At 64.4% G+C, this 16,683-nt stretch carries 18 protein-coding genes; 10 read left to right on the forward strand and 8 right to left on the reverse strand.

The genetic code is table 11. The annotated features are described in order from the left end of the window. Positions 1-68: 68 nt before the first annotated feature. The gene (locus C437_RS00495) at positions 69-1,898 is read right to left on the reverse strand and encodes a ribosome biogenesis/translation initiation ATPase RLI (RefSeq protein WP_004514917.1); all 1,830 of its coding nucleotides are present in this window, start codon (positions 1,896-1,898) and stop codon (positions 69-71) included. A 2-nt stretch (positions 1,899-1,900) separates the two neighbouring features. Then, complete coding sequence (locus tag C437_RS00500; RefSeq protein ID WP_049919540.1) at positions 1,901-2,197, reverse strand: EMC6-like membrane protein; 297 nt, start codon at positions 2,195-2,197, stop codon at positions 1,901-1,903. 113 nt (positions 2,198-2,310) lie between these two features. Here C437_RS00500 and C437_RS00505 point away from each other — a divergent pair, with 113 nt between their 5' ends. Then, complete coding sequence (locus C437_RS00505) at positions 2,311-2,574, forward strand: winged helix-turn-helix domain-containing protein (RefSeq protein WP_004514919.1); 264 nt, start codon at positions 2,311-2,313, stop codon at positions 2,572-2,574. Positions 2,575-2,620: 46 nt separating this feature from the next. Here C437_RS00505 and C437_RS00510 read toward each other — a convergent pair whose 3' ends face one another. The 4 genes from C437_RS00510 to uvsE form a co-directional block, all read right to left on the reverse strand. After that, positions 2,621-3,184: a cysteine hydrolase family protein gene (locus tag C437_RS00510; protein ID WP_004514920.1), complete on the reverse strand. Its 564-nt coding sequence runs from the start codon at positions 3,182-3,184 to the stop codon at positions 2,621-2,623. Then, positions 3,184-4,005, reverse strand: coding sequence for a YqcI/YcgG family protein (locus tag C437_RS00515; RefSeq protein ID WP_004514921.1), 822 nt, complete (start codon positions 4,003-4,005; stop codon positions 3,184-3,186). The genes C437_RS00510 and C437_RS00515 overlap by 1 nt, the downstream gene beginning before the upstream one ends. A 98-nt stretch (positions 4,006-4,103) precedes the next feature. Continuing rightward, on the reverse strand, positions 4,104-5,981 hold the full coding sequence (locus tag C437_RS00520) for a PINc/VapC family ATPase (protein WP_004514922.1): 1,878 nt from the start codon (positions 5,979-5,981) through the stop codon (positions 4,104-4,106). Between the two features lie 133 nt (positions 5,982-6,114). Beyond that, the gene (uvsE, locus tag C437_RS00525) at positions 6,115-7,038 is read right to left on the reverse strand and encodes a UV DNA damage repair endonuclease UvsE (protein WP_004514923.1); all 924 of its coding nucleotides are present in this window, start codon (positions 7,036-7,038) and stop codon (positions 6,115-6,117) included. A 213-nt stretch (positions 7,039-7,251) separates the two neighbouring features. Here uvsE and C437_RS00530 point away from each other — a divergent pair, with 213 nt between their 5' ends. The 5 genes from C437_RS00530 (at position 7,252) to C437_RS00550 (ending at position 12,315) form a co-directional block, all read left to right on the forward strand. Then, the gene (locus C437_RS00530) at positions 7,252-8,334 is read left to right on the forward strand and encodes a M20 family metallopeptidase (RefSeq protein ID WP_004514924.1); all 1,083 of its coding nucleotides are present in this window, start codon (positions 7,252-7,254) and stop codon (positions 8,332-8,334) included. 50 nt (positions 8,335-8,384) lie between these two features. After that, a complete protein-coding gene (locus tag C437_RS00535) occupies positions 8,385-9,887 on the forward strand; it encodes a carboxypeptidase M32 (RefSeq protein ID WP_004514925.1) in 1,503 nt (500 codons plus the stop codon). 89 nt (positions 9,888-9,976) lie between these two features. Then, positions 9,977-10,963, forward strand: a complete 987-nt coding sequence (locus C437_RS00540) for a methyl-accepting chemotaxis protein (protein ID WP_004514926.1) — start codon at positions 9,977-9,979, stop codon at positions 10,961-10,963. An 83-nt stretch (positions 10,964-11,046) separates the two neighbouring features. After that, the gene (ubaA, locus tag C437_RS00545; protein WP_004514927.1) at positions 11,047-11,862 is read left to right on the forward strand and encodes an SAMP-activating enzyme E1; all 816 of its coding nucleotides are present in this window, start codon (positions 11,047-11,049) and stop codon (positions 11,860-11,862) included. An 81-nt stretch (positions 11,863-11,943) separates the two neighbouring features. Further along, the gene (locus tag C437_RS00550; RefSeq protein ID WP_004514928.1) at positions 11,944-12,315 is read left to right on the forward strand and encodes a DUF5658 family protein; all 372 of its coding nucleotides are present in this window, start codon (positions 11,944-11,946) and stop codon (positions 12,313-12,315) included. Here the strand turns inward: C437_RS00550 and C437_RS00555 are convergent. Continuing rightward, positions 12,312-13,223, reverse strand: a complete 912-nt coding sequence (locus C437_RS00555) for a cobalamin-binding protein (RefSeq protein WP_004514929.1) — start codon at positions 13,221-13,223, stop codon at positions 12,312-12,314. The two genes, C437_RS00550 and C437_RS00555, sit on opposite strands and share 4 nt — an antisense overlap. Positions 13,224-13,314: 91 nt before the next feature. Between C437_RS00555 and C437_RS00560 the strand changes: the two genes are divergently transcribed. Continuing rightward, positions 13,315-13,794: an RNA-binding protein gene (locus C437_RS00560; RefSeq protein ID WP_004514930.1), complete on the forward strand. Its 480-nt coding sequence runs from the start codon at positions 13,315-13,317 to the stop codon at positions 13,792-13,794. Positions 13,795-13,816: 22 nt separating this feature from the next. On the opposite strand, the gene C437_RS00565 is transcribed toward C437_RS00560, so the two are convergent. Next, entirely contained in the window at positions 13,817-14,236 is a 420-nt protein-coding gene (locus C437_RS00565) for a hypothetical protein (RefSeq protein ID WP_049919558.1), read from the reverse strand. Positions 14,237-14,380: 144 nt separating this feature from the next. On the opposite strand from C437_RS00565, the gene C437_RS00570 reads away from it, so the two are divergent. From C437_RS00570 to C437_RS00580, 3 genes are all read left to right on the forward strand, one after another. Next, entirely contained in the window at positions 14,381-14,740 is a 360-nt protein-coding gene (locus C437_RS00570) for a cell division protein SepF (protein ID WP_004514932.1), read from the forward strand. A 123-nt stretch (positions 14,741-14,863) separates the two neighbouring features. Then, the gene (locus C437_RS00575; protein ID WP_004514933.1) at positions 14,864-15,808 is read left to right on the forward strand and encodes an ABC transporter ATP-binding protein; all 945 of its coding nucleotides are present in this window, start codon (positions 14,864-14,866) and stop codon (positions 15,806-15,808) included. Continuing rightward, positions 15,805-16,572: an ABC transporter permease gene (locus C437_RS00580; protein WP_004514934.1), complete on the forward strand. Its 768-nt coding sequence runs from the start codon at positions 15,805-15,807 to the stop codon at positions 16,570-16,572. Before C437_RS00575 ends, C437_RS00580 begins: the two co-directional genes overlap by 4 nt. The last annotated feature ends 111 nt before the right edge of the window (positions 16,573-16,683 follow it).

Raw genomic sequence — 16,683 nt, forward strand, 5'->3', positions numbered from 1 at the left:
GACACAGGCCTGTAGTCGCTACTTCGGCCGATGCGCGGGCTGTCCCAAGCCTCGCTCCCGCTCTGAGCCTACGGCGCGTAGTAGTACTCGCCGGCGTTTTTCTGCTCGCGGTCCAGTTGCGAGTCGGGCTTGTTGATGCGCGGCCGTGAGGTCCGTTCGTCCCGACGGAACGTGATGTCGAGGTTCTGAAGGAACTCGTTCATCCCCTCGCGCATGCCCTGGGGTGGTGCAGCGTGGCCGTTCCGGGCCGGCTCGCCGTCGAAGACGAGCAGGCGGTCGGCCAGCAGGTCGATCATGTAGATGTCGTGGTCGATGACCATCGCCGTCGCGTCGTGATTCTCGGCGTAGCGGCGGATGGCCGACGTCGCCATCACCCGCTGTTCCACGTCTAGGTGGGCCGAGGGCTCGTCCAGCAGGTAGAGGTCGGCGTCTTTCGAGAGGCAGGCCGCGATGGCGACCCGCTGGCGCTCCCCGCCGGAGAGGTCGGTGAGTTGCTGTTCCATCACCGACTCCAGCTGGAGCGGCTGGGCGATTTCGGTGTTCCAGTAGGAGCTGCCAAAGTCGTCCGTGATGGACGCGAGGAAGGCGTCGACCCGCATCGGCTGGTCGATCTCGATGTACTGTGGCTTGTAGGCGATGTCCAGACTGGTGTCGATATCGCCGGCGGTCGGTTCCAGCCGCCCGGCGAGCATCTTGGCGAACGTCGATTTCCCGATACCGTTCGGGCCGACGACGCCCAGCACCTCGCTCTCGCGGATGGTGCCGGCATCGACCGAGAGCGAGAACTCGCCGTCGCCGTAGCTCTTCTGGAGTTCGGGGTACTCGATGACCACGTCGCCGGTGGAGGCGCTCCGTGGTGCGTGTTCCTCGAACTCGATGTCCGTCTGCCGGATACGCATGTTCTCGTTTTCGAGGTAGCCCGAGAGGTATTCGTTGATGCCCTTCTTCGTCGATTTTGGCGGCGTGATGACACCGAACGCGCCGGGGGTCCCGTAGGCGACGTTGATGTTGTCCGCGAGCAGGTCCAGAATGGCGAGGTCGTGCTCGACAACGAGCATCGAGCGGTCCTCCTCCTCGGCGAGTTCGCGGATGAGTCGCGCGGCGGTCATCCGTTGGCCGATGTCGAGATACGGCGTGATCTCGTCGAGGAAATAGAAGTCCGCGTCCCGCGCCAGCGTCGCGACGAGGGCGACCCGCTGGAGTTCCCCACCCGAGAGGTCGTCGATGTGATTGTCCACGACCGGCTCGATACCCGTCTGCTCGATGAGGTAGTCGAGGGCACCGCGTTCGTCGGTCCGGTCAAGCAGTTCGATGGCCTTGCCGTCGAATTGGTTCGGGATCCGGTCGACGTACTGGGGCTTGCGGGCGACATCCACGTCGCCGTCGCGCATCTGTTCGAGGTACTCCTGCAACGCGGTGCCGCGGTACTCGTCTAAGATTTCGTCCCAGCTCGGTTCCTCGCCGTAGCGGCCCAGGTTGGGCTGCATCTCGTCGGCGAGGATGCGAACGGCTGTGGTCTTCCCGATGCCGTTCGGGCCGAGAATCCCGGTGACCTGGCCCTCGGCGGGGCTCGGGAGCCCGTACAGCGCGAAGGCGTTCTCCCCGTAGCGGTGGACCGGCTCGTCGGTCAGCTCCTGTGGGAGATTGATGATCTCGATAGCGTCAAACGGGCACTTGTTCACGCAGATGCCGCAGGACTCGCCCAGACAGATTTCCTCGGAGATGCGGACCTGATCGGGCTGGCCCTCGAAGGGTTCGTCCTCCTCGTACTCGTCTTCCCGCTTGACGATGCACTCTTTCCCGCTGCGGTTGGGCGGGCAGTAGTTCATGCACTCGTAGTTACAGCGGTCGGGCTGACACCGCTCTAGGTCGACGACGGCGATACTATCCTCAGCCATTGTTATGCCCCCGTTGTGAGGAGAATGCCCCACGAGACGAACCACAGCGAGAAAGTCATAAAGCCGACATAGAGCACGTCCTTCGGCGAGAGGTCGTCCGTGTCGATGCCGACCACCCGCAGAATCGGGAACTGTGCTGCGATAGCGACCGCGAGGACAAGCACGCCTTGCGGGTCGTTCGGCGCGGCCGCTAACGCGTTAGAACCGAACGCGGCGGCAATGCCAGCGACGGCCGTCAGCGTCGTGACAGTGAGCCCTCGCATATGGGAGCTCATTCCGTCCGCCGTTTCCGTAGCCATACCACACGTTCCACTACCCGCAACCAAAAGGTGCGCGGTTCAGTACGCCGACGCTCGCGCTGGCGAGACGGACTCCTCAATCTTTATGCGCCCGGCGCTTGTGATTACGGGTAATGACGGACTCTGATGGGGAGGCCATCGCAGACCTTCCGCCGAGCGCAAAGCTCGTGTACAAGGTTCTGGAGTACGACGGCCCGCTGACGCAGAAAGGCATCGTCGAGGAGTCGATGCTTTCCGCCCGGACCGTTCGCTACGCTCTGGAACGACTCGACGAAGTCGGTGTTATCGAAGAAGACGTGTACTTCGCCGACGCGCGGCAGAACCTCTATGAGATTATCGACCAGCCGGCAGAAGCGGACGCCGCGGTTTCGGACTGACTCGCCTTCTTTCGTGGTTGTCTCGCAACGCGGCCGGTAGCCGTCGTCACAGCGATGCCACCACGTCGTCGGTTGTCGCAATCGTCGCGAACTCACCGCTCAGATGCGCCAACGCCGTCCGGTGGACTAGGGAGGCGTCGAACCGCTCGTCGCCGAGCGTTCGGTCGAACGTCGCTGTCGCGTCGCCCGGGACGACGACGTCGAACCCACGGTTTTCGGCCATCCGCGCCGTCGTCGAGACACAGTGGTCGGTTGTCAGGCCACAGACGACGAGCGTTCCGTGGTTCCGTTCGCGGAGCCAGTCTTCTACTCCAGTGTCGACGAACGCGCCGTTGACACACTTTTCGAACGTCGCTTCGCCTGCTTTGGGCTCCAGTTCCGGTTTGAACGCGAAGCCCGGCTTCCCCCGCCGGAGCGGCGAGTCCGGCTCCGTGGAGTCGTGCCTGACATGGACGACCGGGAGCTCGACCTCCCGCCACGCCGCGAGCAGGCGCGCCGCGTTCGCCTCGGCATCGGGGTTGTTACGGGTCCCCCACCGCGACTCGTCGAACCCCTCTTGGAAGTCGACCAGCACGAGTACCGGGTCGGCAGGGAGCGAGAGCGCAGCCATCAGCCGGCCGGCTCCGGCGCGGGCGTCTCGATGAGCCACTCCGATTTCGGGTGCTCGCGCGTCACGGTGATCGGACATTCGTCCGGTGACGCGTCCTCGTCCGACGACAGCATGTACTGGGGCCACTCACGGTCGCCCTCGACGCCCCAGTCGCCCAGATCGGCGTGGGGACAGACGCCGTCGTACTCTTCCAGCCGTCCTTGGATGACATCGCGGGCATGCTGGCCGGCCTCGGTATCGGCCGTGACGTTCAGGTCTTCGAACAGCGCCCGTGGCTGGAAGGTGATCTCCAGCCCGACCGGACAGTAGCGGCTCTTCCGCGTGTCGTAGAACGGCGCGCGACAGGTCGGAAACATCGGCTCGCCGCCGAAACAGAACTCCCAGTGGGGGTCATCCGGGTCTGTCGGGATGTCCTCTGGCCACGGCTCCGGGTCGTGGATGTGGAGGAACTGAAGGATATGCCAGAGTCGGTTGTGGTACTCGGCCTCTGTCAGCGGCCGTTCGGGTGGCCGGAAGAACGTCACCAGCGAGGCCCGGTCACTGTGGTCCTGATAGGTGTCGAGGTATTCCAGTAGCGTCTGGCCGAGACCGAACAGCGCGTCCGCGTCGCTCATCGACGGGACAGCCGTGTACAGCGGCTCGCCGTCCCGAACCGATTCCGCGCCGAAGAAACAGGGGAACGGGGACCCGTCTCGCTCACCGGTCAGCCCCTCGCGGAAGGTCCGCCAGTGGGCCCCGACCCAACCGGGTGCGTCGCCACGCTCCACCCGGTCGGCCAGCGTCTCCTGATCTCGTAGGTTTCCGACGACTGCGTCGGTCATATGCATATAGTGGTACTCCACCGGAATTTAGCTGTCGTTTTCGACGGTTATGCCCGACTCATCGGGCGGTAAGCGTGAGCTGATCCTGCCGTCGAACCCTACGACGGCACGACGGTAATGGTGCTGCCGCGGTCGATGGCCCGCTCCAGTTCCTCGGCAATGCCCGACCCGCGCGAAACCTGAATCTCGCCGCCACGGGAGACGGTCGCGGTAAAGAGGTACTCGCCGTCAGCCTGCAGTTCGACCGTATCACCGGCGTGACCGTCGAGCGGCACGATGACGTGCCGTGAGGTGACCTCCGGCTGGACGATTTCGCCCTGTTTACCGCCGGACTCGGTCTGAGGGCCGCCCGACGGGCCGGCGGGTCGCTCCTCGAAGGTCCGCACGTCGATGTCGATGCCGAGGCGGTTCTCCACGTCGGAGATGCGGCCGCCGCCCTTCCCGATGACCTGCGAGATGTCGTCGTCCTCGACCCAGACGACGGCGGTGTTGGGTCCGCGGAGTTCGACCTCGACGTGGCCCCGAGCGATGGAGCGGATCTCGCGCTCGACCTCCTGCTTGGCGAGGCGGTCGACGCCCGAATCTTCCCCGTCCTCGTCGTCGCCGAGCGGTACCGTGACGACTTGATTGTTGAACGTGTAGATCTCGAACTCCGGCCGCCCGGTCTCGAAGTCTTTGACCATGATGACCGGTCGCGCGAGGTCTTCCTCCATGAGTCCCTGCGGAACCTTGACTTCGGTCGTCACGTCGTAGACCGTGTCGACTTCGCCGGCCTCGATGTAGACGACGGTGTCGACGATCTGGGGGATGAGACCGAGTTCGACGCGGCCGATGAGTCGCTGGAGTGCGTCGATGGCGCGGGTCGCGTGGACGACCCCGACCATCCCGACGCCGGCCAGTCGCATGTCAGCGAACACTTCGAAGTCGTCGGTCTTGCGCACCTCGTCGTAGATGGTGTAGTCCGGCCGGACCATCAGCAGCGAGTCGGCGGTCTTCTCCATCGAACCGCCGAGTTCGGTGTACTGCGTGATGTTCGGGCCGACCTGGAGGTCCCGCGGCTTCTCCATCGTCTTGACCGCGTAGTCGGCGTCGACGAGGAACTCGCCGACGGCCTGAGCGAAGGTGGACTTCCCCGCCCCGGGCGAACCGGAGATGAGGACGCCGCGCTGGTGTTCGGTGAAGCGGTCACGGAGCTGGTCGGCGTACTCGTAGTCGTCCAGTTCGGTCTTGACGATGGGCCGGACGGCCGTGATTTCCAGTGCGTCAGAGAAGGGCGGCCGCGCGATGGCTATCCGGAAGTCCCGGAACTGGGTAATCGTCATCCCGGGCTCGTCGAGTTCGAGGAACCCATCGGGTGAGGCGCGGGCGCTCTCCTCGATGTCGGCGGCATACTCCCGGAGCTCGCTCTCGGTCGCGGGGTCGTCGCGGATCGGTGTGTACTGCATGTCGCCGATAGAACCCTTCTTGGCGTAGGGCTGGACGCCGACCTTGAGGTGGACGCTCATCGTCCCCTCGTCGAAGAAATTCTCTATCTGGAGGCGGTCGACTGTCCGCTTGACTGGCTCGACGAACTCCACTGCGAGCCCTTTCGCACGGGCTACTTCGGCCTGTACGTCGTCGCTGGTCACGAGTGTCGCGTCGCGGTCACCGGCGATGTCCCGGATGAGCGCGTCGATCTGGCCCTCGCCGGCCTCGCGCTTCTCGATAGCGTCGGGTCGCCGCCCGACGTACTCCACGTCGATAGTGCCCTGTTCGGCCAGGTTGACGAGCGTCTGAAGCTCTTCGAGGCCCTCCCAGCCCGTCTCGCGGCCGTCGTTCGCCTGTGCTTCGAGTTCGCCGACGACGGCCTCGGGAACGACGACCGTCGCGCCGGCAAAGCCCATACCGTCGACGTCCGTGTCAGGGTCGGCATCAGCCTTCACTTGGTCGGACACGCGGCCGTCGATGACCACGCTCGTGTCCGGTACGATTTCCATATCTGGCCGTTGGAGACTGCCGTTGATAAGGGTGTGGAGTCTTCGGCTTCAGTACTCGGGCAGCGACAGCATACTCTTGCTCCGCCCCGACGGTGTAGCGACAGAATTGGTGTGTTGTCGGGTAGCATACCACTCACGCCGGGCCTGACGCATGAGTACCGTCAGCTGCTCGCAGGCGAAACAACGACCGTTCCTTGCCGTGGGATTCAATCATAACGTCCGATTGGTCAGTGAGCCAGCCCGGGACAGCGGCAACGTGGTCAGCGTGTGCCTGTGGGCTCGCATCGCTGTCGCGGCGGAGGCGTGCCGGCTCGGAGTAATGCGTGATTGGCCGGACCCCGGCCCACGTGTCTCGTGCTAGGTCGAACCCCTCACGGTACGTGAGCCCGCGGTCGGTGAAGCTGTGATGGTGGTAGTCGAACGTCACAGGGATATCGATTCGACTGGCGATGTCTGTGACGAGTTCCTGTACGCTCCACAGCGATTCGGCATCGTCATTTTCGACAGTCAGCCGGTCGCGAGCACGCGGCGCGAGGTCGCTGACGACGTCACAGAACCGGTCGGCTGTCGCCGCCTTGTCACCGTAATGCGCCCCGATGTGAACGTTGATTGCGTATCGTGGGGACCGGGGGAGCCCCATCATGTCGAGCCAACGGCTGTGATGTTCGACTGATTCGACGGAGCGGGCGACGGTATCGTCGGATTCACTCGCCAGCTTACACCAGTGGCTGGGGTGAAAGGTCAGGCGCATCCCGGCGTCCTGAACGAGCTCGCCACACTCTTGTGCCAGTGACCGAACCCGCTCGTAGTTCGGCAGGGCAGTGATATCGAACTGTGAGTTCCACGGGACGAGTTTGGAGCTACAGCGATAGAAGCCGATGCCGTGTTCGAGGTTCCACGTCAGAATCTCGCGCAGGTCCTCGAAGTTCTGCTCGGCGAGCGTGGCCGCGTACTCGATGCCGTCAGATTCCCATGTCTTCTTCTGCATATCGCGATTGCACCGGCGTGGCGGGTCATGCTCTCGGAGCGTCCGGTTCATCGCGGCGTAGCCCAGCATTACCAGAATGTTACCACTCAAGACGGACAGGTGTTCGGTTCGACAGACGGTGCTGTCCCCGGAAAACTGCTACCGCCACCAGTCTCAGGCCAGACACAGCTTTAGGACCGGGCTGTCGCTCCCCGTTCGGGCTGGGGCCTGCCTGCGCCGGACAGTCGAAGCGGGTGTTCCCCGCCGCGGATTTTTTGCTCTGTCGGCTCCCGACTCACAGATATGGACACGCTGCCGTCATTGACTCGCGACCTCGTTGCGATCCCCAGCCACGACGCCGAAGCGGCTGCCGGAGAGCACATCACAGCGTGGCTCCGGGACCACACCGACGCGCGAGTCACCCGCGACGACCACGGGAACGTCATCGCTCGCAAAGGCGAGGGCGAGGAGTCACTCGCTCTCGTCGGTCACCACGACGTGGTCCCGCCGGACGGGTCGCAACTCGACGCCGACGGCGAGTACGTCGTCGAGGAACGCGACGGCCGCCTCTACGGCCGCGGGACGGCGGACATGAAAGGGTGTGTCGCTGCAGCGATGCTCGCCTTCCGGGACGCCGACCCTGCCGGTGAACTCGTCTTCGCATCCTTCGTCGGCGAGGAACAGGGCGGGGTCGGCTGTCAGGCCGCCATCGAGGACGGCTTTGCGCCCGAGTATGCCGTCGTCGGCGAGGGGTCGACCGGCTACTCCGCGCCCGGAACGACGGACGTGGCCGTCGCTCACAAGGGCCGGCGCGGGTCGACGCTGATTGCTGAGGGCGCGGCGGCCCACGCCAGCGAACCCGGGGCTGGCGCGAACGCCATCTACCGCGCGACCGACGCCGTCGACGTGGTTCGGGAGCTCGATTTCCCCGAGACCACCGTTCTCGGTCACGAACTGAGCGGGAGCGTCGCCGTCACGGAAATCGACGGCGGCTCTGCCTGGAACGTCATCCCAGAGCGATGCGAGGTGACAGTCGATGAGCGGACGGTCCCCGACGAGCGCGCGCCGCTTGACAGGGCCGAAGCCATCGACGGGGTCTCCTGGCGCGTCGACCAGGACCTCCCGCCGATGGCCTGTGGCGACGCCGACTTCGCCGACGCGGTGCTGGACGCGGCGACGGCGGCTCAGGACAGCACTCCGGAGCAGGTCGTCAAGCCCCACGCGACCGACGCCGGCTGGCTCGCTCAGGCTGGCACGGACTGCGTTGTCGTCGGCGCGGCCGAACCCGGCGAGGCACACACCGCCGATGAGAGCGTCTCGCTTGCCGTGCTGGAGCGGTGCCGCGAAGTCTACGAGGGCGTTGCCGAAGCGTGGCCGTCGAGGTGAATGTCCCCGGCGGCATCGGTTCTTTAGGGGTCCCAGCCGTACGGCGGTGTATGGCAACAGCGAGCGAGGACAGCGAGTCCACGTACGAGCAGTTCCTGGATCACGTCCGCCGCCTCCACTACATCGGGGACGCTGGTGGCGTCCTCAACTGGGACCAGCAGGTGATGATGCCCGACGCCGGCACGCCGGCCCGGGCGAAACAGACCTCCGCCATCTCGACGCTTCATCACGAGCTACTGACCGACGACGACCTGGCGGACTGGCTGGACGAACTCGACGACGCCGACCTCGACCCCGAACAGGAAGCCGTCGTTCGCGAGGTCCGGCGGGACCACGAGCGAGCCACCAAGGTTCCCTCGGACCTCGTCGAACGCATTTCCGAGGCCTCTTCGAACGCCCTGCCGGTCTGGAAAGAAGCCAAGGCCGAGGACGACTTCGACGCCTTTGCCGAGACGCTGGAAGAACTGGTCGAACTCCGTCGGGAGTACGCCGAGGCTATCGACCCCGACCGCGACCCCTACGAGGTGCTGTTCGAGGAGTACGAGCCGTATCTCGGCATCGACACCGCTGAGGAAGTGCTTACCGACCTCCGTGATGCGCTCGTGCCGCTCATCGATGCCATCGCCGACAGCGACGTAACGCTTGCCGACCCGTTCGAGGGCACGTACGACGACGACACCCAGCACGCTCTCGTCGAGGACGCGCTCGATGCGCTGGGCTACGACTGGGACCGCGGCCGGCTGGACACCGCCCCGCACCCGTTCTCGATGGGGACGCAGTTCGACGCCCGCGTCACCACCCGCTTCACCCCTGCGGACCCGCTTGACGCCCTCGGGTCGACCATTCACGAGTTCGGCCACGCGACGTACACGCTCGGGCTGCCACAGGCGGAGTACGGCACGCCGCTTGGCGACAACCGCGACCTCTCGGTTCACGAGTCACAGTCCCGTTTCTGGGAGAACCACGTCGGTCGGTCGAAGCCGTTCTGGGACTTCTTCACCGAGACGGCTAACGACCATCTCGGGACCGACGCCACCGCCCGGGAGTTCTACGAAGCGTCCAACGAGGTGTACGACGACAATCTCATTCGGGTCGAAGCGGACGAACTGACCTACCATATGCACATTATCGTTCGCTTCGAAATCGAGCGGGACCTCATCCGCGGGGACCTCGACGTGTCGGAAGTGCCGGCGGTCTGGAACGACAAGATGGAGGAGTATCTCGGTATCCGGCCAGACACCGACGCCGAGGGCTGTCTGCAGGACATCCACTGGACGAACGGAGCCTTCGGCTACTTCCCGACCTACACGCTCGGGTCGGTACTGGCCGCGCAACTGGACCACCACGCTCGCCAGGACATCGACGGCTTCGACGACCACGTCCGGGCCGGCGAGTTCGGCCCGATCCACGACTGGCTCACCGAACACGTCCACCAGCACGGTGCTCGCTACCGAACCGACGACCTCGTCAAAGAAGCGACGGGTGAATCATTCACCGCCGAACACTTCCTCGACTACGCCGACGAGAAGTACCGCGAGCTATACGACTGCTGACACGGCGGTCGACGACCTCCGTTCCAGATATCGACTCTGATACTATCGGGCCATCCGTTTTATATTGCCCATACATTATGACGACTACTATGGCCGAGAGACCGTCGGAAAATGTAACGAACCGAACAGGGTCGGGGATCGACAACGAGATCGACACCGACATCGGGGATGACGTTGCGGCGAATATCGATACGGAGGCCGGCTACAGCCACACCGCAGCGAGCGAGATACAGACGATGGTGTCCGAGCTGGAGGATTCCTCGGTCGGAATCGCGGCGGAAACTGCCGACATCCGCGAACAGGCTGCCGAGCAGTACGAGAGCCTGACAGACATCGCGAACGAGGTGTCGAACCTCTCCGCGTCGGTCGAGCAGATCGCCTCGTCGTCCGAAGAGGTTTCCGCAGCCTCCCGCGAAGCGAAGGAACTCGCCGAGCGCGGGCAGGGGAACGCTGACGATGTCCACGAGGCGATGGAGAACATTCAGCAGGCGGCCGACAGCGTCGCCGAGGACGTCAAGACGATACAGCAGAGCGTTCAGGAGATCGACGAAATCGTCGATGTGATCAACGACATCGCCGACCAGACCAACATGCTGGCACTGAACGCGTCCATCGAGGCTGCTCGCGCCGGCGAGGCGGGCGAAGGGTTCGCCGTCGTCGCAAACGAGGTCAAGAGCCTCGCCGAGGAGTCACAGGAGCAGGCGACGACCATCGAGCAGATGATCGACGGCATTCAGGACGATACCGAGAACGCCGTCGAGAGCCTCGAAGAGAGCAACGACGAGATCGACGAGGGTATCGATACGGTCGAGGAATCGACCGAAATCCTCGAAGAGATCGACGACACCGTCCGTGAGGTCAACAACGGTATCGAAGAGGTCGCCACGGCCACGGACCAGCAGGCCGCTTCGACCGAAGAAGTGGCCAGTATGATCGATCAGTCCACGAGTGCAGCAGAGGACATCGCCGACAGCACGGCCGATATCGCCGAGGAATCCGACGACCAAACAGACCTCCTCAGCGACATCAATCAGGCGATAGACGACCTCGTCGCGGATCTCCAGCGCAACAACTGAGCGGTCTGGCTTTGTCGACCCTACAGCTCGAAACACCTCGAGACGAACCAGTCGCTTATTCGTCCGGGTGGCATACTGCCACTATGCGACCGGATCTGGACCCGGAACAGCTTGACCGCTATTCCCGGCACATCATCATGAACGACGTCGGGCCGGAGGGCCAGGCCGCGCTGCTCGACACCGATGTACTGGTCGTCGGGGCCGGCGGCCTCGGCGCACCGGTCCTCCAGTACCTCGCGGCCGCGGGCATCGGACGACTCGGTATCGTCGACGACGACACCGTCGAACGGTCGAACCTCCAGCGGCAGGTTATCCACGGCGACGACGACGTCGGCCGGCCAAAGGTCGATAGCGCGGCCGAGTTCGTCACCGGCCTCAACCCCGACGTAACCGTTGACCGTCACGACCTCCGGCTGGCACGAGAGAACGCGACCGATCTGGTGGCCGACTACGACATCGTCGTCGACGCCTCTGACAACTTCGCCACGCGGTTCCTCGTCAACGACGCCTGCACCCTCTCGGGCACGCCGTTCTCCCACGGCGCTATCTTCCAGTTCGAAGGGCAAGTAACGACGTTCTCTGGTGACAGCCCGTGTTACCGCTGTCTGTTCCCCGAAGCGCCGCCGGAGGGGACCGTCCCCGATTGCGCGACTGCGGGCGTTCTCGGCGTGTTGCCGGGCACCATCGGCTGCATGCAAGCGACAGAAGTCGTCAAGCTCGCCATGGACTACGGCGAGACGCTGGAGGGACGGCTCATCGCCTACGACGCCGCAGAGATGTCCTTCGAAGAAATCCCCGTCGCTGCCAACCCCGACTGCCCGGTGTGTGGTGACGACCCCGCCATCGCAAGTGTCGCCGACGCCAGCTACGAGGGGCGCTGTTCGCTCGCCGAGGACTGAGCGGGACGCTCAATTTTCACGGCTGATACTGTGGAAGCGAGCTTTATGCACCAACAGCCCCGACTAATGGTATCGCCTCGCATGACCCGCCCTAATACCGCCTTCCATCCCCTCTCAGTTCGCCTCCAGAAGCCCGGCTACGTCGAACTGGTGTTCTCGCTGGTGCTCGTCTGGGGCTTTGGCGACGCGCTGTCGACGCTGTTCGCCGCGCAGTTTGCCGGGCCGGGACTGGAAGCGAACCCCTGGATACGGACCCTTCTTATCCACGAACCCTTGCTCGTGATTGCACTGAAGATGGCGGTCGTTCTCTACGTCGGTATCATCCTGCTTGAGTGTCGTGACGTGGTCGAGCAGGTCCCGCTGTGGCGGGCCTGGCTCCTGTCTATCGTCGCCGCCGGCGCGGCCGTCGTCCTCGGCAACACCTACATCGGCCTGGCCGCGGCCGCCGCCTAGGCCCGGACCGTTCCGAGCTTGACGACGGTGTCGTTTGGCGGTGTCTCGAACAGGTCGGGGTGACACAGCGCCGCCAGAAACTCGAGCGTGTCCACGAGCCGCGGTCCCGACCGGTTCACGTAGTGGTGGCCGTCCATCACGTACGCTCGACCGTCCCGAACCGCAGTCAGGTCTTCGAAACCGTCTCGGTCGGTCAGGTCGGCGAGGTTCTCGCGCGTCTGTGCCACGTCGAAGCCACACGGCGCGGCCACCAGCACCTCGGGGTCGTACTCGCGGACCTCCCCCCACTCGCGCGGCCGGGAGTGTGCGCCCGGCTCTTCCATCCCGTAGGCTCCGCCGGCTGTCCGGACCATTTCCGGGACCCAGTGCCCGGCGACCATCACCGGGTCGAGCCAGTCAAGAACCGCTACGCGGGGCGTCGCCTCGGCCCGCGCCGCCGTCGTCTCCACTGCTGCGACGCGGTCCCGGAGGTCCGCAACGAGTTCGGCGGCGCGCTCGTCGCGCCCGACCGCCGCGCCGACCCGGTGGATGGACTCGAAGAGGTCGTCGAGGCTGTGGACATCGAGCGTCAGTACATCGGCGTCCAGTCCCAGTTCCTCGACGGCCTCGGCGACGATGACGTGGTCGACGGCGCAGACGTCACAGACGCCCTGGGTGACGATGAGGTCGGGGTCTAGTTCCGCGAGTGTCCCGTGGTCGATGGCGTAGACGCCGCCGCTCTCCTCGGCAGCCGCGACTTGCTCGTTAATCTCGCCGCTCGATGCCGTCGGGTCGACGCGCGAGCGATTGACTGACGGCTTCTCGCGGGCCGCTGGCGGATGGTCGCACTCGTGTGAAACACCGACCGGCTCGACGCCGAGCGCGTAAACGATCTCTGTCGCCGAGGGCAGGAGCGTGACGACTCGCATACCCAGACGTTGGCCCGCGCGGACAAAAACCTGCGTCCGCCACCTCGCACGCTTCGTTACGCTTACCCTCTGTCGCCGACGAGACGCGGGTATGGAAGTCAAGTCGCGACACCACCTCCGTTCGGACGAGGTCGACACCATCACGACGGCGCTGGCGGACAACCTCGGTGTCGAACTCGACGCGGACAGCTTCGAAAAGGTCGAGTTCGACGACAGCGACTGGGACGTCGTCCTCGTCGATGGCGACCCGCTCGTGCTCTACCTCGATGGTGAGCCGTTCCTCACAGTACAGGGAGCCAACCAGCACCCGCCGGAGAAACACATCGTCACCGTCGACGCCGGGGCCGTCTCCTTTGTCTCGGATGGCGCGGACATCATGCGGCCGGGCATCACCGAGGCCGACGACGACATCAGCGAGGGCGACCTGATTGTGATCAACGAGGAGTCCCACGGGAAGTTCCTCGCCGTCGGCCGCGCACAGACCGGCGGCGACGACATGGTCGGTGACAGCGGGAAAGTCGTCAAATCACTCCACCACGTCGGCGACGACCTGTTCGAGTTCTCGGTGTAGCGCAGTTCTATACTCGCTCCAGTCACACCAGCGGTCGGAGCCCGAACCGGTCGAAGCCACGGTCTACCGTGATTCTGAGGAGCGCTTCGACCACGCCAGCGCCCACGGCAACGCCGAGCAGCAATGGCCAGACGGTGAGATACGACGACAGCGGGTGGAGATGTGTCCCGTACAGCCACTCGTACACTGTGTCGCCAAGCAGCCAGAGCGTCACAAGCACCGGCGTGACGAGCGAGAAGCGACTACAGAGATACAGTGGGACGGCACCGGTGAGGAACATCCCGACCGCGGCATAGCCGGCCCCGAACGCGAGGGCCGTCGTGCGGTGTGACGAGAAGTGGACGCCGTTCGTGAACAGCCACGACAGCACGCCGATGGCATAGAGGACACCACCGACGGCCGCAACGGTACTGGGCGTCGACCTGATGGCGGGCAGGCGCATCAGTGTCGGTGTTCGTTCCGTCATCTAAATAACGTTTTGTGCAGCCACGCCGTTCTCGGTCGCCACCACGGCCGATCAGGGTGTGCTGTGGCGATACGTTCGATGGACGAAAAGTTGAAACGGGTAGCGCACGCGGTGAGTGACATGGGACTGATGAGCAAGATCCTCGGGGAATCTGGATCCTCTCGGAACACCGAGGATTACGTCGAACTGGACGCGAACGAATTCGAGATGACCGGGACGGAACTCGAACGCCAGGTCCGCATCGCCCGCATCAGCGACAAGCAGGACGTCATCGACATCAAAGACGCCGTCTACGACGGTGACGTGGTCGTCGCGGACATCACGCGCCACTCCACGCAGGACCGCACGATGGAACACATCAGCGATGAACTGAAGCAGGTCGCCAACGAGGTCGGCGGCGATATCGTCCAGAAGGACGACGACCAGCTCATCATCACGCCGGCCGGCGTCGGTATCTCCCGAGAACGGCTCGGTCGGTAGGCTCTCCACACCCCGGTCTGTGGCACCTCGCCGTCTGGTCACTCTTGGTAGCTTGTCTCACTCTAACTGCCGGTTTTCGGGGGCTTCAATGCGTTTTTCGGTGTCGCCGCGCTAAGGGCGGCAATGACTGAACCGGCGATACGCGCCAGTGGGTTAGCGAAGCGTTACGGCGACGTCCAAGCGCTTGACGACCTGGAGTTGACCGTCGAACAGGGCGAGTTCTTCGGGCTGCTCGGGCCAAACGGAGCTGGCAAGACGACATTCATCAACACACTGGTCGGCCTCGTCCACAAGGACCGCGGGACGGCCGAAGTGTTCGGCTTCGATGTCGAAGACGACTACCGGGAGGCTCGTGACCGCATCGGCGTCGCGCCACAGGAGTTCAACGTCGACCGCTTCTTCCCCATCATCGAGGTACTCGAACACAAGGCCGGCTACCACGGTATCGGCCGCAAAGCGGCCCGGGAGCGCGCCGAGGACGCGCTGAAGACGGTTGGCATCTGGGACAAGCGGGACACGCGCTTCGACTGGCTCTCCGGCGGAATGAAACGGCGATTCGTCCTCGCGCGTGCGCTCGTCTCTGACCCCGACCTGCTCATTCTCGACGAGCCGACGGCGGGGGTCGACGTCCAGCTCCGCCACGACCTCTGGGACATCATCAACCGGATGAACGACGCCGGCACGACGATTCTGCTGACCACACACTACATCGAGGAGGCCGAACGCCTCTGTGACCGGGTCGCGATCATGGACGACGGCCAGAAGGTCGAAGTGGCAACCCCCGACGACCTGATGGCCCGCGGGACGGATACTATCGTTCTCGACCTCGCCGAGATGCCGCGGACGGCCCCGCGGCTCGACGTGGAGGGCATCACCGATATCGAACTGACCGACGAGGGACTGGCCGTCACCGCGATGGGCGGCAGCCAGACCGCACCGGCCATCATGCGCGAACTCGAAGCGCAGGGCCACACCGTCACGTCGCTGGATATCCGCCGCGCGTCGCTCGAAGAGGTGTTCGTGGACATGACCCGCGACGACCGAGAGTACGCGGAGGTGTCCGCATGAACCCAAACGCGACGCAGTTCCTGACGCTCGTCCGGCGGGAAATCCTCCGGTTCGTCCGCCGTCCGTACAACACCTTCCTCCCGCCGATTATCACGAACGCGCTGTATTTCTCCGTGTTCGGCGTGATTCTGGGGAGCCGGATTGGTGAAATTGCGGGCGTGAGCTACCTCCAGTTTGTCCTGCCCGGACTGGTCGTGCTCGGAGCTATCTCGGACAGCTTCGAGAACGCCTCCTTCACCATCTTCCACGGGCGCTGGAACGACTACATCCAGGCCGTCCTCACCTCGCCGATGTCGAACCGGAGTATGGTGGCCGCCTACGTCTCTGCAAGCGCACTCCGGGGCATCGTCACGTCGCTGCTTATCGTCGGTGTGGGGCTGATATTCACCTCGGTTCCCGTCGCCAACCCCGTGTATCTCGTCTCGTTCCTGCTGGTAATTACCACACTGTTTGGCGGGCTCGGCGTCATCGGCGGCCTCTGGGCGAGTGACTTCGACTACCTCACGGTGATGAACCAGTTCATCCTCCGGCCGCTGGTGTTTTTCGGCGCGGTGTTCTACTCGCTGGAAGTCCTGCCGGCGTTCTGGCGGAACGTCTCGCTGCTCAATCCTATGGTGTACATGGTTAACGGCGTTCGATACGGCATGATCGGCGTCACTGAAATCGACCCGAACACGTCGCTGGCCGTCCTGACCGGGACGACCGTGGTTGTGCTGTCGGTCGACTACGTGCTGTTCAAACGCGGCTACGGACTCGCGGAGTAGCGCTACGCCGTCTCCCGGGAGCAAACTCTGTGCCGACGCTACGTTAATAAAACAGGGCTGCGGGCTCGAAATCTGACCTGGCCGCGAATGCCGGATTGGGTCCGCTCCGGC

The organism is Haloarcula vallismortis ATCC 29715 (assembly GCF_000337775.1).
GTDB classification, from domain to species: Archaea; Halobacteriota; Halobacteria; order Halobacteriales; family Haloarculaceae; genus Haloarcula; species Haloarcula vallismortis.

Coding starts and splice junctions, on each gene's coding strand:
- C437_RS00495 (WP_004514917.1), bottom strand. CDS start 1,898: ATGGCTGAGGATAGTATCGCCGTCGTCGACCTAGAGCGGTGTCAGCCC.
- C437_RS00550 (WP_004514928.1), top strand. CDS start 11,944: ATGACCCGCCCTAATACCGCCTTCCATCCCCTCTCAGTTCGCCTCCAG.
- C437_RS00555 (WP_004514929.1), bottom strand. CDS start 13,223: ATGCGAGTCGTCACGCTCCTGCCCTCGGCGACAGAGATCGTTTACGCG.
- C437_RS00530 (WP_004514924.1), top strand. CDS start 7,252: ATGGACACGCTGCCGTCATTGACTCGCGACCTCGTTGCGATCCCCAGC.
- C437_RS00575 (WP_004514933.1), top strand. CDS start 14,864: ATGACTGAACCGGCGATACGCGCCAGTGGGTTAGCGAAGCGTTACGGC.
- C437_RS00535 (WP_004514925.1), top strand. CDS start 8,385: ATGGCAACAGCGAGCGAGGACAGCGAGTCCACGTACGAGCAGTTCCTG.
- C437_RS00560 (WP_004514930.1), top strand. CDS start 13,315: ATGGAAGTCAAGTCGCGACACCACCTCCGTTCGGACGAGGTCGACACC.
- C437_RS00500 (WP_049919540.1), bottom strand. CDS start 2,197: ATGGCTACGGAAACGGCGGACGGAATGAGCTCCCATATGCGAGGGCTC.
- C437_RS00505 (WP_004514919.1), top strand. CDS start 2,311: ATGACGGACTCTGATGGGGAGGCCATCGCAGACCTTCCGCCGAGCGCA.
- C437_RS00515 (WP_004514921.1), bottom strand. CDS start 4,005: ATGACCGACGCAGTCGTCGGAAACCTACGAGATCAGGAGACGCTGGCC.
- C437_RS00565 (WP_049919558.1), bottom strand. CDS start 14,236: ATGCGCCTGCCCGCCATCAGGTCGACGCCCAGTACCGTTGCGGCCGTC.
- C437_RS00510 (WP_004514920.1), bottom strand. CDS start 3,184: ATGGCTGCGCTCTCGCTCCCTGCCGACCCGGTACTCGTGCTGGTCGAC.
- C437_RS00520 (WP_004514922.1), bottom strand. CDS start 5,981: ATGGAAATCGTACCGGACACGAGCGTGGTCATCGACGGCCGCGTGTCC.
- C437_RS00540 (WP_004514926.1), top strand. CDS start 9,977: ATGGCCGAGAGACCGTCGGAAAATGTAACGAACCGAACAGGGTCGGGG.
- C437_RS00570 (WP_004514932.1), top strand. CDS start 14,381: ATGGGACTGATGAGCAAGATCCTCGGGGAATCTGGATCCTCTCGGAAC.
- C437_RS00580 (WP_004514934.1), top strand. CDS start 15,805: ATGAACCCAAACGCGACGCAGTTCCTGACGCTCGTCCGGCGGGAAATC.
- ubaA (WP_004514927.1), top strand. CDS start 11,047: ATGCGACCGGATCTGGACCCGGAACAGCTTGACCGCTATTCCCGGCAC.
- uvsE (WP_004514923.1), bottom strand. CDS start 7,038: ATGCTGGGCTACGCCGCGATGAACCGGACGCTCCGAGAGCATGACCCG.